At 44.4% G+C, this 16,029-nt stretch carries 18 protein-coding genes; all 18 read left to right on the plus strand.

What is annotated here, in order from left to right; translation table 11 throughout:
• Window positions 1–804: RNA-guided endonuclease TnpB family protein (locus ACYQ2O_RS03010; RefSeq protein ID WP_459795950.1), on the plus strand; the 804-nt coding region annotated here is incomplete at its 5' end.
• Between the two features lie 202 nt (window positions 805–1,006).
• Window positions 1,007–2,731, plus strand: coding sequence for a DNA polymerase III subunit gamma/tau (gene dnaX / locus ACYQ2O_RS03015; RefSeq protein WP_459795951.1), 1,725 nt, complete (start codon window positions 1,007–1,009; stop codon window positions 2,729–2,731).
• Between the two features lie 16 nt (window positions 2,732–2,747).
• A complete protein-coding gene (locus ACYQ2O_RS03020; RefSeq protein WP_346023750.1) occupies window positions 2,748–3,068 on the plus strand; it encodes a YbaB/EbfC family nucleoid-associated protein in 321 nt (106 codons plus the stop codon).
• Window positions 3,069–3,138: 70 nt separating this feature from the next.
• Window positions 3,139–3,735 (plus strand): recombination mediator RecR, encoded by a 597-nt coding sequence (gene recR, locus ACYQ2O_RS03025; RefSeq protein WP_459770347.1) that lies wholly within the window; start codon window positions 3,139–3,141, stop codon window positions 3,733–3,735.
• A gap of 11 nt (window positions 3,736–3,746) precedes the next feature.
• The gene (locus ACYQ2O_RS03030; protein WP_459795952.1) at window positions 3,747–3,974 is read left to right on the plus strand and encodes a YaaL family protein; all 228 of its coding nucleotides are present in this window, start codon (window positions 3,747–3,749) and stop codon (window positions 3,972–3,974) included.
• 126 nt (window positions 3,975–4,100) lie between these two features.
• Window positions 4,101–4,742 (plus strand): dTMP kinase, encoded by a 642-nt coding sequence (gene tmk, locus ACYQ2O_RS03035; protein ID WP_459795953.1) that lies wholly within the window; start codon window positions 4,101–4,103, stop codon window positions 4,740–4,742.
• Between the two features lie 21 nt (window positions 4,743–4,763).
• Window positions 4,764–5,093 carry a cyclic-di-AMP receptor gene (locus ACYQ2O_RS03040; protein ID WP_091482791.1) on the plus strand — a complete coding sequence of 110 codons (330 nt, stop codon included), beginning with the start codon at window positions 4,764–4,766 and terminating at the stop codon, window positions 5,091–5,093.
• Between the two features lie 19 nt (window positions 5,094–5,112).
• Window positions 5,113–6,111, plus strand: a complete 999-nt coding sequence (gene holB, locus ACYQ2O_RS03045) for a DNA polymerase III subunit delta' (RefSeq protein WP_459795954.1) — start codon at window positions 5,113–5,115, stop codon at window positions 6,109–6,111.
• Window positions 6,112–6,233: 122 nt separating this feature from the next.
• The gene (locus ACYQ2O_RS03050) at window positions 6,234–6,578 is read left to right on the plus strand and encodes a DNA replication initiation control protein YabA (protein ID WP_091267407.1); all 345 of its coding nucleotides are present in this window, start codon (window positions 6,234–6,236) and stop codon (window positions 6,576–6,578) included.
• A gap of 289 nt (window positions 6,579–6,867) precedes the next feature.
• Window positions 6,868–7,101 (plus strand): glutaredoxin-like protein NrdH, encoded by a 234-nt coding sequence (gene nrdH, locus ACYQ2O_RS03055; protein WP_091267404.1) that lies wholly within the window; start codon window positions 6,868–6,870, stop codon window positions 7,099–7,101.
• Window positions 7,102–7,103: 2 nt separating this feature from the next.
• Complete coding sequence (gene nrdI, locus ACYQ2O_RS03060) at window positions 7,104–7,490, plus strand: class Ib ribonucleoside-diphosphate reductase assembly flavoprotein NrdI (RefSeq protein WP_459770341.1); 387 nt, start codon at window positions 7,104–7,106, stop codon at window positions 7,488–7,490.
• Window positions 7,462–9,648, plus strand: coding sequence for a class 1b ribonucleoside-diphosphate reductase subunit alpha (gene nrdE, locus ACYQ2O_RS03065; RefSeq protein ID WP_459770339.1), 2,187 nt, complete (start codon window positions 7,462–7,464; stop codon window positions 9,646–9,648). Before nrdI ends, nrdE begins: the two co-directional genes overlap by 29 nt.
• A gap of 60 nt (window positions 9,649–9,708) precedes the next feature.
• Window positions 9,709–10,671, plus strand: coding sequence for a class 1b ribonucleoside-diphosphate reductase subunit beta (gene nrdF / locus ACYQ2O_RS03070; protein WP_346023744.1), 963 nt, complete (start codon window positions 9,709–9,711; stop codon window positions 10,669–10,671).
• A 144-nt stretch (window positions 10,672–10,815) separates the two neighbouring features.
• Window positions 10,816–13,017: an anaerobic ribonucleoside-triphosphate reductase gene (gene nrdD / locus ACYQ2O_RS03075; RefSeq protein WP_459795956.1), complete on the plus strand. Its 2,202-nt coding sequence runs from the start codon at window positions 10,816–10,818 to the stop codon at window positions 13,015–13,017.
• A 1-nt stretch (window position 13,018) separates the two neighbouring features.
• Entirely contained in the window at window positions 13,019–13,579 is a 561-nt protein-coding gene (gene nrdG / locus ACYQ2O_RS03080; protein WP_346023742.1) for an anaerobic ribonucleoside-triphosphate reductase activating protein, read from the plus strand.
• Between the two features lie 474 nt (window positions 13,580–14,053).
• A complete protein-coding gene (locus ACYQ2O_RS03085; protein WP_459795957.1) occupies window positions 14,054–14,812 on the plus strand; it encodes a tRNA1(Val) (adenine(37)-N6)-methyltransferase in 759 nt (252 codons plus the stop codon).
• Window positions 14,799–15,149, plus strand: a complete 351-nt coding sequence (locus ACYQ2O_RS03090; protein ID WP_091267387.1) for a GIY-YIG nuclease family protein — start codon at window positions 14,799–14,801, stop codon at window positions 15,147–15,149. Before ACYQ2O_RS03085 ends, ACYQ2O_RS03090 begins: the two co-directional genes overlap by 14 nt.
• Window positions 15,139–16,020, plus strand: a complete 882-nt coding sequence (rsmI, locus tag ACYQ2O_RS03095; RefSeq protein ID WP_459795958.1) for a 16S rRNA (cytidine(1402)-2'-O)-methyltransferase — start codon at window positions 15,139–15,141, stop codon at window positions 16,018–16,020. Before ACYQ2O_RS03090 ends, rsmI begins: the two co-directional genes overlap by 11 nt.
• The last annotated feature ends 9 nt before the right edge of the window (window positions 16,021–16,029 follow it).

Raw genomic sequence — 16,029 nt, forward strand, 5'->3', positions numbered from 1 at the left:
CCAAAATTCAAATCCAAACACCGTTCAAAAGCGAGTTATACCACCAACAATCAAGGGGGAAATATCCGAATTGAAGATGGTAAGATCAAACTGCCTAAAATCGGATGTGTAAAGCTTGTCCAGCATCATACTTTTCAAGGCAAGATTAAATCATGTACGATATCAATGAATAAATCGGGAAAATATTTTATATCCATTCTTGTGGAATCAGCGGACGAAGTGCCTCAATTGGTTGAACGGAAGATCGGGATTGATTTGGGTATTTCGGATTTTGCGATCACCACCAATGATTTAGGGGAAACTGAGAAGCACAAAAATCCAAAACCGCTGTACAAGTCCGAAAAGAAGCTGAAGAAGGCGCAACGGTCCTTATCCCGCAAACAAAAAGGCGGTAAGAACCGCAATAAAGCACGCTTAAAGGTGGCCAAAAAGCACGAGAAGATTGCCAATCAGCGCAGAGATTTCTTGCACAAACTATCCAAAAAGATTACAGACGAAAACCAAGTCATTGTAATCGAAACGTTGTCCAGTAAGAACCTGATGAAAAATCATAGACTGGCAAAAAGCATTGGTGATGCAGGATGGTATGAATTCGTCCGCCAATTGGACTATAAATCCAAGCAAAAAGGACGGACACTTATCAAAGCAGACCGATTCTATCCGTCTAGTCAGGTTTGTTCGAGTTGCGGACACCGAGACGGCAAGAAGCCGCTCAACATCCGGGAGTGGGACTGCCCGAATTGCGGGGAATACCTTGACAGAGATATCAATGCCAGCAAGAACCTCTTGGCGTTGGCCAAGTAAAAGAAAATCAATGAGGCAGGGACTGCCTTTTGAGCCTACCCATATCCGATTCCTCTATCTGTATGAAGTCTGTGCAGACAAGAATGGAGTTCGTAGGAAGCCCCCACTTCAAAATCCAAAGGATTTAAGTGGTGGGTAGTTCACATTCACTTCATTTTGGCCTATAATAGTGTAGAGCAAGTACCTAGAAAAGAGGGAGACAATGAGTTATCAAGCTTTATATCGTGTCTGGCGTCCCCAGCGGTTTTCAGACGTAGCTGGACAGGAGGCTGTCACCAAAACGCTTAAAAATGCCTTGAGTCAGGGCAATACCAGCCACGCCTATCTTTTCTCCGGACCTCGGGGAACAGGAAAGACCAGTGCGGCCAAAATTTTTGCTAAAGCCATGAACTGCCCTCATTCTCAAGATGGAGAGCCATGTAATGAGTGTGACATCTGTGAATCGATCACACGAGGGAATTTGAATGACGTCATTGAGATAGATGCCGCCAGTAATAACGGTGTAGAAGAAATAAGAGACATCAGGGAAAAGGCAAATTATGCGCCGACCCAGGCTGAGTATAAAGTATATATTATTGACGAGGTTCACATGCTGTCAATGGGAGCATTCAATGCACTTTTGAAGACACTCGAAGAGCCTCCTGCGAATGTCGTGTTCATTTTAGCTACAACTGAACCGCACAAAATTCCGCTGACGATCATTTCAAGGACGCAACGGTTTGATTTCAGACGTATTTCCCCTCAGGATATTATCAGACGGATGACATTTATTCTGCAGGAAAAGGACGTGGCTTACGAAGAAGATGCACTTCTGGCTATCGCCAAGGCGGCGGAAGGGGGTATGCGGGATGCTTTGAGCATACTCGATCAGGCCTTGTCCTTTTCAAGCGGGTCGGTCACTTTAGAAGATACGCTTCGAATCACCGGCAGCATCACTCAGGAGCTGCTGGGCGATTACGTCTCCGCTTCTTTAGTCAACGATACGGAGAAAGGATTGAGCCTGCTTCATGCGATCCTTCAGGAAGGAAAAGATGCCAACCGACTGGTCGATGACACGATCCTTTTCTGTAGAGACATCCTGATTTATAAGAAGACAGGGGAAGATGTCCTGCTTAAAATGAGTAAGGTCGATGACCAGTTCAAGACTCTCGCAGAAGAAGCCGATCCTGAAAAAATTTACGAAATCATTCGGGTCATGAATCAGACCCATCAGGAAATGAGGCTGTCCAGTCACGCGGAAGTTTATCTTGAAGTTGCGACAGTCCGACTGACCCAGCCTGTTTCAAAACCTGCGAGTGGACCGGCTGCTGGTCCTGTACAGGAAATGAAAGCAGACAACGGAGACATCGATGCATTGAAGAAGAAAATGCAGCAGATGCAGACACTGATCGAGCAGATGCAGCAGGGGGGGCAGAAACCTGCTGCGCCAAAAGCCTCGAACCAGTCACGTAAATCCAGGAAACAGCAGACGTTCAAGGTGAATCAGACACAGGTATTCAAAGTGCTGGAAAAAGCGACAAAAGGAGATCTGGTCAAGCTGAAAGATGTCTGGCCTGATCTGATCGATTTCCTGCCTGCAGGTCAGAAAGCAATAATGAAGACCTCCAAGCCAGTTGCGGCCAGTCCTAATGGGTTGGTTGTCACCTTTGATTATGATATTCTATGTGAGAGGGCTTCAAATGATTCCTTCCTTCTGGAATCGGTCGGTGACTATCTTGAAAAAGTGATCGGTCATCGTGCCGGGATGTGCAGTGTGCCGAGTGAACAATGGCCTGCAGTCCGTCAATCATTTATTCAGCAGATGAAAAATCAGTCCGGGGAATCTGAAGAAGTCTCCAGCGAAGAACAGTCAGAACCGGAAGAAGAACCCGTCGTGAGTGAAGCGATCGGTCTCTTCGGAGAAGAAATCGTAAATATTAAAGAATAAGAGAGGATGAATGCCGATGCGCGGTGGAATGGGAAATATGCAAGGTATGATGAAGAAAATGCAGAAGATGCAGAAAGAAATGGAACAGGCTCAGGCTGCTCTGAATGCAACAGAGTTTACTGGATCAGCTAATGATGACCTGGTGACAGTCAAATTTACAGGAGACAAAACATGTCGGGAAGTTAGAATCAAAGAAGACATCGTTGATCCTGAAGATGTGGAAATCATTGAAGATCTCGTTCTTTTAGCTGTAAACGATGCATTAGGTAAAATCGATGAAGAAACTGAAAAAACAATGGGCAAGTACTCTAAAGGATTAGGAATCCCAGGATTATAATCCGGAGGAATGTTTGTGGACTGTCTGACGAGTATGGATCTATTCGTTTCGCAGTAGAAAGGAAACGGTTATGCACTATCCAGAACCGATAGCACAATTGATGGAGAGTTATATGAAACTGCCAGGAATCGGGGAGAAAACAGCTGCCCGCCTGGCTTTTTATACGGTGAATATGAAAGAAGATGACGTGACCCGTTTTGCCAAGTCACTGATCAGCGTTAAACGTGACCTAACATACTGTTCGGTCTGTGGGAACATGACACAGAATGACCCATGTGATATCTGCGAAGACAAGAATCGGGACCAGTCTGTCATCTTAGTAGTGGAGCAGGCAAAAGACGTGATAGCAATGGAGAAGATGCATGAATTCAAAGGCTTGTATCATGTCCTTCATGGCGTGCTCTCTCCTATTGAAGGGACTGGCCCGGAGGATATTAATATTCCTGTCCTGATCAAACGTCTTCAGAAAGATGAAGTCAAGGAAGTTATCGTTGCGACCAATGCAACAGCTGAAGGAGAGGCAACGGCAATGTATCTGTCGAGACTGATCAAGCCGGCAGGAATCAAAGTCACACGTCTGGCCCATGGTTTATCGGTTGGCAGTGATATTGAATATGCCGACGAAGTTACTCTGCTGAAAGCTGTTGAAGGCAGAAGAGAAATGTAGGGGATCATAGTATGGGATTGTTCAGAAAAAAACACGAGCTTAAGAATCAGTACGACGATAAACTGATCGCACTCATCAATAAGCAGAAAAAACTGTACGAAGCCGACAAACAACTGGAAGAGCTGATGATCAAGGACCATCCGGAATGGGAAGTACAGCTCAAACTTCAGAAGGCCAAGTATTTTTATCTCTTTAAAGAAGCACGTATCAGACACATAAGAGGGAACCATCTTAGTTAATATTCAGACGAGTGCGGTCAATGGCCGCACTCTATTTATTTTTAGTCACTTATAGAAAGAATAGACAACCTCTCCTCATCTAACGTATAATATAAGTAGAAATCGATTAGAAAGTTGGAAGAAGGCTTGAAGGGACTATTTATTACTATAGAAGGACCTGATGGGGCAGGCAAAAGCAGCCTGGTCAGAAGACTTCATAAGGCCATACAGGATGAAACAGATCGTCCTTTAGTGATGACAAGGGAACCTGGTGGGAGTGATATTGCCGAAGAGATCAGAGAAATCCTGCTCAATCCTGTACATACTAAGATGGATGCCAGAACTGAAGCGCTGCTTCTCGCTGCTGGAAGGCGACAGCATGTCGTTGAAAAGATCAGACCGGCATTGAGCAGAGGAGACATCGTCTTATGTGACCGTTTTGTCGATAGTTCGATCGCTTATCAGGGGCAGGCTAGAGGAATTGGTGTAGAAGAAGTCAAGGCCATTAATGCCTTCGCTATTGAAGGGTTAAAACCTGATCTGACGATCTATCTTGATGTCGCAGCGGAAGTCGGCTTGTCACGCATACGGGACAAGAAATCCAACCGTTCTCAGGATCGCCTTGAGCTTGAAACCGTCACTTTTCATGAAGAAGTAAGAAAGGGATACGCTCGGCTGATCAGTCAGGAACCCGAGCGGTTTTCCATTATCGATGCATCTCAGGCAGAAGAAAAAGTATTTGAAGATACCTGGGCAGTCATCAAAGCAAAACTGAATGACACATATTGAAAATAAGAAAGGATGATCACGATGAAACTAATCGTAGCAATTGTACAGAATCAGGACAGCAAACGTCTGGCAGATGAATTTGTGGAGAACGGAATCAGAGCCACAAAACTCTCTTCCACCGGTGGGTTTTTAAGATCAGGTAATACAACATTCCTGTTAGGGGTAGAGGACCGGAAAGTTGACGAGGTACTTGAACTGATCAAAGAGAACTGTTCAACCCGCAGCCAGACAATGATGAGCCCACCGTCTTATGATTTTACTCTGGAATCAGACCTGACGTATCCAGTGGATGTTGAAGTTGGAGGAGCGACGTTATTCGTTCTGCCAATCGACCAGTTCCTGCAATTTTAATCGAGAAAGAGGACAGATAATGTCTACTCAAACAATCAAACAGCCGAGCATTCAGCGGCTGTTTCTTCAGTTGCTTAATCAGAAGACACTGCAGCATGCCTATCTGTTCGAAGGCAAAGCGGGTACTGGAAAAAAAGACATGGCCATGTGGGTCACGCAGTCTCTTTACTGTCCGGAAAGCAGCAGCGAGGGCGGAGCCTGTCAGACCTGCCAGACGTGTCAACGAATCAGAGCGCATTATCATCCGGATGTTATTGAAATCGAACCGGATGGTCAGTCAATTAAAATTGGACAAGTCAGAAGCCTGAAAGAAGAGTTTACAAAAAGTGGAATGGAAAGCCGCCGGAAAGTCGTCATCGTTGAAGATGTAGAAAAAATGACGATCCAGGCTGCAAACAGCCTGCTTAAATTTCTGGAAGAACCGGATGGAGAAATCTACCTGTTTCTTCTGACCACGGCAAAGCACAGACTGCTGGACACGATCCTGTCTCGCTGTCAGCTGATTCATTTTCCTCAGCTGCCTAAAGAAGAGCGACTGTCTCTTCTTGTCGAGCGTGGCATTTCAAAAGAAAAGGCAGCTTTGCTGATCCATCTGACAAGTGATGCCGATCAGGCCCAGGAACTGGCTGAAAAAGAAGAGTTGCTTCAATTGGTACAGGCAGTCTGGAAATGGTTCAGTTTCATGTCCAAGAAAGATGATCAGGCCTTTGTTTATGTGCATACCGATCTGATGCCTCTGGCTCGTGAGAAGAAAGATCAGCTGATGGTCATGGATCTGGTTCTGATCCTTCTTCAGGATATACTGAACAGCCAGGTGAGTGAAGCACATGTTTATGCATTCGAAAAGTATAAGGAGACTATTCAGTCAGGAGCTCAGCGTTTTCGTCCATTGGCGATAGCTGAAATGATGGAAGTCATTTTGAACGGGAAGAAAATGCTTGACAGTAATGTCGCTGCCCAGGGGGTTTTTGAAGACTGCTCGCTGCAGATTGTTGATGTCATCAGGAATAAAAGATAAATGAAAAGACTCTCAGTTCATTTGGCTTTTTCATTCTAATCATGGTATGCTATAAAAAGATGTGAGAAATCGACTCGCTTCAATCAGCAGGTGACGATGAAAGAACAAAGAAGTGGTGACGTATGAATAAAAAAGAATTGCACGATACATTTTCTGATTTAGAATCTCAAGCAGAAGCCACCTTGAAAATTATAAAAAACATGAAAGAAGAGTTATCTCATCTGACCGAAGATAATCATGTTTTACGGATGGAGAATCAGCACCTACGAGATCGGTTAGCAGAAATCATGAAACAGCAATCACTCGAAAAGCAGATTACTGACACAGGTATGACTAAGTCCCGTTTAAATCTTGAAAAAATATATGAAGACGGCTTCCATGTCTGTAACTTGTTTTACGGATCGAGAAGAGACGGCGATGAGCCATGTGCATTTTGTCTTGAAGTAATCTATGGTGAAAGAAAGTAGAACCACAATATATAGTGTTTAGAAAAAAACAAATAAGTTCTTAACAATTAAACACTCCCGACAAATGTGCGTTTGTGCGTTTAGCTCGGGAGTGTGTTTTTGTTTCGGACGCTATATGTTGTGTTCGGTTTAAAAATAAACAATATATCTAGTGCTTTGGACTTGATTTTTTATTTTACTACTGTAAAATAAAGTTATCGTAAAAAAACAAAAAAATCACTCAAATTAAAAGACACACAACATGTAGTGTCTAAGGGTTTTATGGAAAAGTGCCATGGAGGAGATAACAATGCAAAATACACCAGTAGTCGTTTATTCAAAACCGAATTGCATGCAGTGCAACTTCACGAAAAAATTCCTGGAAGACAAGGGGATTCCTTACCAGATCAAAGACATCGAAGAGAATGAGAAGGCTGTTGATGAAGTGAAGAGCCTGGGATTCAGTTCACTTCCAGTTGTCATTGCTGAGGGCATTGAAGCGTTCCACGGATTCAGACCGGACTTGCTGAACAGACTGGCATAAGAATGAAAGTTGTGTACTTTTCTCTGACAGGACAGACCAGAAAATTTGTGAAGAAACTAAATATGGATTTGCTGGAGCTTGATCCAGCAAATCCTTTTATTGACATGGAAGAGCCCTTTATCATTGTCACACCGACTTATGACGGGGAAGTCAGTGATCTGCTGAATGATTTTTTAGAAACGGGCAGAAATAAGGAATTATTCAACGGAATAGCTGGCGGAGGAAATCTGAACTTCGGCAAGCTATTTATCTTTACAGCTAAGGATATAGCTGAAGCGTACCAGGTTCCTCTGCTTCACCAGTTCGAATTTCAGGGAACAGACGAAGACGTAAGAAAATTGAAGAAAGCGGTGAAAGATCTTGGCTTCGAACAGCACAGTGAAAGATAAAACAAATGAGATCACATATTTTAAATTAAATAACCAGATAAACAGACCGGTAAATAACCAGATTCCCCTCCAAAAAGATCAGGAGGCTGTACGTGCGTACTTTAAAGAGCACGTCAATCCCAATACTGTTCCTTTCGAGTCGGTTTCTGAAAAGATAGATTTTCTGATCGAACAGGATTTTATAGAAGAAGGATTTATAAATAAATACAGTAGAACATTCATAGAGCAATTATTCGAAGAGCTATATCTGAAAGAGTTTCGTTTCCGTTCATTCATGGGCGCTTACAAATTCTACACTCAGTATGCCCTGAAAACTGACGATGGTACACGTTATCTGGAGCGATTTGAAGACCGTATCGCGTTCAACGCGTTGTACTTAGCAGACGGAAACGAAGACTTGGCCAGACATATAGCCGATGAAATCATTCATCAGCGCTATCAGCCGGCTACACCGACGTTCCTTAACGCTGGAAGAAAGCGTCGTGGGGAACTAGTCTCATGCTTCCTTATCCAGGCAACAGATGATATGAACAGCATTGGCCGTGTCATCAACTCAGCGCTTCAGCTGTCTCGTATTGGAGGCGGAGTGGGCGTGAACCTGACGAACTTAAGAGCAGCAGGGGATCCGATCAAGAAAATCGAAAATGCTTCAAGTGGCGTGCTGCCGGTTATGAAACTTCTGGAAGACAGTTTCAGCTATTCGAATCAGCTAGGCCAGAGAAATGGTGCAGGAGCGGTTTATCTTAATGTATTCCACCCAGATATTCTACGTTTTCTGTCAACGAAAAAGGAAAACGCTGATGAAAAAGTGCGTGTAAAAACACTGTCTCTTGGTGTCGTCGTTCCGGATAAATTTTATGAGCTGGCGGCTCATAACGGAGATATGTACTTGTTCAGTCCGTACGATGTCGAACGCATATACGGTGAACCTTTTGCGTATATCGATATCACAAAAGAATACGACAATCTGGTCGCTAACCCTGAAATCAAGAAAACGAAAATCAATGCGCGTGAACTGGAAAATGAAATTTCCAAACTTCAGCAGGAATCCGGCTATCCTTACGTCATCAACATCGATACGGCGAATAGAGAGAACCCGGTATACGGCACGATCACGATGAGTAACCTGTGCAGTGAGATCCTTCAAATTCAGGAGCCTTCTCTTATTAAAGATAATCAGGAATATGAAATCATGGGGACGGATATCAGCTGTAACCTGGGATCGACAAATGTCGTCAACCTGATGAATACGCCGGACTTCGAAATGTCTGTGGATACGATGGTACGTGCCCTGACTTATGTGACGGATCAGTCAAGCATCGAAGCGGTGCCGACAGTCAAGAACGGAAACGACAAGTACCATACGATCGGTCTGGGCGCAATGGGTCTGCATACGTTCTTTGCTTTGAACCAGATGCATTATGGATCACCGGAGTCTGTAGAATTTACAGATGCCTACTTCATGCTTTTAAACTACTATACATTGAAGGCCAGCAACAAGATGGCTGCTGAACGCGGTCAAGTGTTCCATAATTTTGAGAAATCGTCTTATGCAGACGGCAGTTATTTTGACCGCTATACTGAATCTTCTTTCACTTTTGCACATGATAAAGTGGCACAGATCTTCAAGGAACGCGGCATTGCTGTACCGACAAAAGAAGACTGGGATCAGCTGAAAGAAGACGTGAAGAAAGACGGTCTGTATCATCAGAACCGATTGGCTGTTGCACCGACTGGATCGATCAGCTATGTCAACGAAACCTCAGCGAGTATCCATCCGATCACTCGTCTGGTAGAAGAGCGTCAGGAAAAGCTGACAGGTAAAACCTATTATCCTGCTCCATATCTATCGAATGACACCATGCCGTACTATGTCAGTGCCTATGATATGGATATGCGAAAAGTGATCGACATCTATGCTGCAGCACAGAAGCACGTCGATCAGGGAATGAGTCTGACTCTCTTCATGCGTTCAGTGATTCCTGAAGGTCTCTATGAGTGGAAAGAAGGCAGAACGAACAAACAGACTACACGTGATCTGACACTGCTTAGACATTATGCACACAAGAAAGGAATCAAGTCGATTTACTACATCCGTACATTTACTGATGATGAGGAAGAAATCGGCGCAAATGCATGTGAGAGCTGTACGATATAAGCTACAAACAGAATGACAGTGACGAAAGCAGTCGTCAGTTGTAATGAAGGAGAGTTTAAAGTGACTGAAACCTATAAAGCGATCAACTGGAATCGGATAGAAGACATGATCGACAAGCTGACATGGGAAAAACTGGTCGAGCAGTTCTGGACCGATACGCGTATTCCCTTGTCGAACGACTTAAGTGACTGGAACAAGCTGTCACTTGACGAAAAGGATATGATCGCCAAAGTATTCGGAGGCCTGACACTTCTGGATACACTCCAGTCTCAGGATGGAATCGAATCACTGAAGAAGCACAGCCGGACGCAGCATGAAGAAGCGGTCTACAACAACATCGAATTCATGGAATCGATGCATGCCAAGAGCTACAGTGCCATATTCAGTACACTTAATACGAAATCAGAGATAGATGACATCTTTGACTGGACGCACAGTAATCCGATGCTTCAGAAAAAAGCTCAGATCATCAATGCGGTTTATCAGGAAGGCACGGAGCTTCAAAAAAAGGTTGCCAGTGTATTTCTTGAGTCTTTCCTGTTTTATTCAGGTTTTTACGCACCACTTCGGTATCTGGGAAACAGTAAGCTGACTAACGTGGCTGAAATCATCAAGCTGATCCTGCGCGATGAATCGGTTCACGGGACATATATTGGATATAAATTCCAGATCGGGTTCAATCAGCTGACTGAATCGGAACAGGAAGAGATGAAAAACTGGACCTACGATCTGCTTTTCAAGTTGTATGAAAATGAGATGGCGTACACGAGTTATCTGTATGACTCCATCGGATGGACAGAAAGTGTCGGAACATTCCTTCGCTATAATGCCAACAAAGCGCTGCAGAACCTGGGATTCGATCCATTGTTCCCGGACACTGCGGAGGATGTGGATCCGATCATCATGAACGGAATTTCTACTGGAACAAGCAACCACGACTTCTTCTCTCAAGTAGGGAACGGGTATCTGGTCGGTATGGTTGAATCGATGTCAGATAATGATTATGTTGAATGGTTCAGCTGATCAAATAGAGAAAAGGCGCCTTTTTATAGAGGCGCCTGCACTCTATACATGTGATACATAAAATTCACAATCATTTTTTTATACTCATTTGTGAAAAATAATTCAAACTAAAAAGGTAAAATTTAAGAAGGATGGTGCGGAGTGATGCAGAAAGTGAAGTGGAACGACAGGAAAATTGCGGAACATAACGAAAAAGTTATCAATGATGGGCTGAAGGATGTTCAAAAACGTGACGGACGCATGCAGAAGTACAGCCGAAAAAAAATAACTGAAGCCTTGTTTCAGGCCGTGGAGCAGCTGGATCTGAACTACAGTATAGACGACTTGAAAGCTATTGCCTATGAAGTAGAGGAGCTGATTCTCTATAAGAATCTGACACAGCTGAATACGAAAGAAATCGACTTTATGGTTCTGGACATCCTGAAATCATATGAGTACGATGACCTGGCAGAAGGGTATATCCAAAGACGCGAGGAAAAAGAAAAGGAACGTGAAACGAGACGAGACGTCAATGCAATGATCAAGAGTCTGCTTCAGAAGGAAAAGTCCATTGTCAATGAAAATGCCAATAAAGACAGCAAAGTGTTCAATACTCAGCGTGACTTGACGGCAGGAATCGTAGGCAAGGCGCTTGGACTGAAAATGCTGCCGCCTCATGTGGCGAATGCGCATGAAAAAGGTGAACTGCACTATCATGATCTGGACTATACCCCTTATGCACCGATGAGTAACTGCTGCCTGATCGATTTCAAACATATGTTTGAAGAAGGTTTCCAAATCGGAAATGCAGAAGTGGGATCTCCGAAGTCCATTCAGACCGCGGCAGCTCAGACGGCTCAGATCATTGCCAACGTGGCATCCAGTCAGTATGGGGGCTGCAGCTTCGACCGGATCGATGAAGTGCTGGCACCATATGCCGAACTGAATTACAAGAAGCATATGAAAACAGCAAGCGACTGGATCGAGGGAGAAGAAAGACAGCAGGCCTTTGCAACGGAAAAGACAAAGAAAGACATTTACGATGCGATGCAGAGCCTGGAATACGAGATCAATACTCTTTATACTTCACAGGGTCAGACCCCGTTCACCAGTCTGGGCTTTGGACTGGGCTCCAACTGGATCGAAAGAGAAATACAGAAAGCGATTCTCAAAGTCCGTATAAACGGGTTAGGAAAAGAAAAGAGAACGGCTATTTTTCCTAAACTGATTTTTACTCTTAAACGAGGGTTGAACTTGAACACAGAAGATCCCAACTACGATATCAAAACGCTTGCGCTGGAGTGTTCAACTAAACGCATGTACCCGGATGTGCTGAGCTATGATAAACTGATCGACATTACAGGAAGTTTCAAAACACCGATGGGCTGCCGGTCCTTCCTTCAGGGATGGAAAGATGAACAGGGTAATGATGTCGCAGCTGGTCGAATGAATCTTGGTGTCGTCACGTTGAACATTCCGCGGATCGCGATAGAGTCAAAAGGCAACAAAGACAAATTCAATGCACTGCTGGAAGAACGTCTTCAGGTGGTAAAGGATGCGCTGATGTTTAAAGCTGAACGCGTGATGGATGCGGAGCCGGCTAATGCACCGATTTTATATATGCATGGCGCTTTCGGCAAGCGACTCTCGAAGGAAGACAAGGTATCCCAACTTTTCCTCAACAAACGTGCAACTATATCCTTAGGCTATATCGGTCTTTACGAAGCGGCTGCTCAATTCTTCGGCCCGGAATGGGAAAGTGATGAAGAAGCCAAGCAGTTTACCTTGTCTATAATGAAAGAACTGAAACAGCATGCAGACGAGTGGGGGAATGAGAGCGGTATCCATGTCAGTGTCTATTCGACCCCGAGTGAAAGTCTGACTGACCGTTTCTGCAAACTGGATACTGAAAAATTCGGACTGATCAAGGACATTACAGAAAAAGGGTACTATACAAACAGTTTCCATTACGATGTACGGAAGAATCCGACACCGTTTGAGAAGCTGGATTTTGAAAAAGATTATCCCCAGTTCACAGGCGGTGGCTTTATCCACTACTGTGAGTACCCTAAACTTCAGACGAATCCAAAAGCACTTGAAGCAGTCTGGGACTATGCGTATGACCGGGTCGGTTGTCTGGGAACAAATACACCGATCGACCATTGTTATGAGTGTGACTTCGAAGGGGACTTCAAACCAACAGAAAACGGATTTGAATGCCCAAGCTGTGGAAACACGAATCCTGAAACGTGTGACGTGGTCAAGCGGACGTGTGGCTATCTAGGTAATCCACAGAAGCGTCCAATGGTCGAAGGGCGTCACAAAGAAATTGCCTCACGTGTGAAACATATTAAAGGGAGTGATTGATATGCCTGCAGATCCAATCTCATGGACATCAGAACGTTTCAGTAAGAATTATGTTGCGGATTACAAACCCTACAATTTCGTGGATGGCGAAGGAGTCAGGTGCAGCATTTACGTAAGCGGCTGTCCATTCGCATGCAAGGGCTGCTACAACAAAGTGGCCCAGAATTTCAGTTACGGTTCACCCTATACAGAAGAGCTGGAAAATCAAATCATAACCGATCTCAGTGCAGACTACTGCCAGGGGCTGACTCTGCTTGGCGGAGAACCATTCCTCAATACTGGGGTCACGATCCCCCTTTGTGAGCAGGTGCGTGAAACCTTCGGATGGACGAAGGACATCTGGTCGTGGACGGGCTATACCTGGGACGAACTGATGAAGGGAACAGAAGATAAGCGTCGGCTCCTTGACCTGATCGATGTGCTTGTGGACGGCCGCTTTGAGCAGGACAAGATGAACCTCAACCTGGCATTCAGAGGCAGTTCGAATCAGCGCATCATCGATGTACAGCAGTCTCTGAACAGAGGAGAAGTGGTCTTGTGGAACAATGGGGAGTATGTCTAATGCGTTGTAGAATCGTTTCAGCTAAGGACGTAGATTTTCTCCTTAAAAAACAGCGGTGAGCGTCTGATTACCATTTATTCGTTAGACGTGGTATACTATAAGGACGTTGAAAGTAGATATGAAGTATTATATAAACACGTTTTAATGAAGTTTATTCGCACTGGCGCAGCTTTGGGGCTGCAAGGACATGATAGAGGTAGGGATCATGTCGTTTAAATGAGAAACTTAGTAGTATAGATATGAATAGAAATAACCAGCGATTTGCTTTACAAATATTTATTTTTGACCAGAAAGCCACTCACTTTTGAGTGGCTTTTGTCAATTGTCCGGGAATCAGCGAGTTGAATTGAGCTAAGGTGCCGGGCGACATACATAAATTAATAAACCAGACACTGAATCTTTTTAGAAATTGCGACACAGCTTCATATTTATTTTGGTATACTGATACTAATCAAATGATAAAGGAAGAATGCAGTGAGTACTGAACTAAAAGGAGATGAACGGATCGATCAGCTGATGCAGTTTGGTCTGAACATCATTCAAAGCCCGTCTGTCTTTTCATTTTCCCTGGATGCTGTCCTTTTGGGTCATTTTGCTAAAGTGCCCGGCCATGACCGGGCAGAGATAGTGGATCTCTGTTCTGGAAATGGTGCTGTTGCGCTTATGCTCAGCGGACAGACGAAAAGTCGTATCAAGGCTGTAGAAATCCAGGAGAGACTGGCGGACATGGCCGGACGAAGCGTAGAAATGAATGGGTTAACAGAACAGATCGACATCATACACGCCGATGTCAATAAAGTGCATAAGCACATTAAAAAGGATTCCATCGATATCATCACATGTAATCCACCTTATTTCACCGTGTCAGACAGCAGCCGGAAGAATCCGAACAAGCATCTGGCCATAGCGAGACATGAGCTGCATCTGACTGTGCAAGAGCTGATGAAAGCCACATCAGGCCTGCTTAAAACAAAAGGAAAAGCCTATTTTGTTCACCGACCGGAACGGTTCTTTGACATTCTCGATGCGATGAGAGAAGTGGATCTGGCTCCCAAGAGAATCCGTTTCGTTTATCCGAAGCCGGACAGGGAAGCGAATATGCTGCTGATCGAAGGAATCAAACAAGGCAAAGAAGACGGATTGAAGATCCTTCCCCCATTATATGTATTTGACGAAGAGGGAAACTATTTTCCGGAAATGAGAAGGATGATTTACGGCAATGAGCAAGACTAGCGATAACAAAGACAATAAAGCCAGCTATTTTTATGTCCTCCATTGCAGGGACGGGACACTTTACGGTGGATACACGACAGATCTGACCCGCCGGCTGAATGAACACAATGAAGGGATCGGTGCAAAATATACTCGTCCCCAAAAAAGACGCCCGCTGAAGATGATTTATGCTGAAGCACATGGCTCAAGAAGTGAGGCAACAAAAGCGGAAGCCGCGTTCAAGAAGCTTGCGCGCAGACAGAAAGACCAGTATCTGGCCAGCAACGGGGTCAGTAGACCTTACAAAGAACAGAAACAATGTATAGTGAAAGAGGTGAGGCAGTTACATGAAAATTAGTCAGAAAAGCTTTGAAGAACAGGATGCAGGACGATTGTACTTAGTACCGACCCCTATCGGCAACCTTGAGGACATGACTTTCCGTGCCATTCGTATACTTAGGGAAGTAGATGTGATTGCTTCGGAAGACACAAGAAATACCCAGAAACTGCTGAATCATTTTGAAATTGATACAGCTCAGATCAGTTATCATGAGCACAATATTAATGAGCGGACGCCTCAGCTGATAGAGAAAATGCTTAGTGGACAGTCGATAGCGCAGGTGAGTGATGCGGGGATGCCGTCAATCAGTGATCCGGGAGTCGAATTAGTGAAGGAAGCAATCAAGCAGGGGGTTTCTGTTATCCCATTACCCGGTCCCAATGCGGCTTTGACAGCACTGATTGCATCTGGTATCAGCCCTCAACCTTTTTACTTCTATGGTTTTCTGCCGAGGAAGAAAAAAGAGCTTGTGTCAACACTCAAAGAATTGAACAGACGAAGCGATACACTGGTCTTTTACGAGTCTCCGCATCGGGTCAGACAAGTGGTCGAGCAGATGGTAGCTGTATTTGGTCAGGAACGTCAACTCGTTCTGGCAAGAGAAGTGACCAAGCGTTTTGAAGAATTCGTACGCGGAAACGCAGAAGAGGTCCTAAAGTGGCTTCAGAACGAACAAATCAGAGGAGAATTCGTTCTGATTGCAGAAGGAAACAGTGATCCCCAGGAAGTAGAGCAAGCAAGCTGGGAATCATTAAGCCTGAAAGAGCATGTTGAGGTTGTGATGGATGAACAGAACTTTTCGAGTAAAGAGGCAATCAAGGAAGTGGCTGTATTGCGTGGAATGAAAAAGCGGGAGGTTTACGCCGCGTATCATAATATCGAAGATTAAAGGAGGAAA

This window comes from Alkalibacterium sp. m-11 (assembly GCF_054658155.1).